Source organism: Treponema sp. R6D11 (genome assembly GCF_054786075.1).
On record NZ_BDHD01001172.1, the window covers coordinates 1 to 368 of the forward strand.

The 368-nt window shown below is 53.0% G+C and carries 1 protein-coding gene; it reads left to right on the top strand.

Features of this window, described 5'->3' with window-relative positions; genetic code table 11:
• Positions 1–368 (top strand): AAA family ATPase (locus ACYVTD_RS17980; RefSeq protein ID WP_461248976.1); only part of this gene is annotated, 368 nt, incomplete at both ends.

Here is a 368-nt window from a genome sequence, read left to right on the forward strand (position 1 = left end):
ACCCATAGGCATACAGGATTTCGTAAGTATCCGCGAGGAAGGTTTTTGTTATGTTGACAAAACCGCCAGGATCCATCAACTGATAAGCGGTTCAGGGAGAGCCTTTTTCCTGTCGCGGCCCCGGCGTTTCGGGAAATCGCTGCTGTGTTCAACGCTGGGGGCGGTATTTAACGGCAGGCGGGAGCTGTTCGGCGAAATCGCCGCATATCCGGCCCTGGCAATCAACTCGCTCGAATGGGAGTGGAATAAGCATCCGGTAATCCGCCTCGATCTGAATGCCGGGGTATATTCAAACGGGGTAGAGGCGCTCCATTCGGTACTTTATTCTGAATTGCAAAAAGAGGCCGAGAAACAAGGGCTTGCATTGG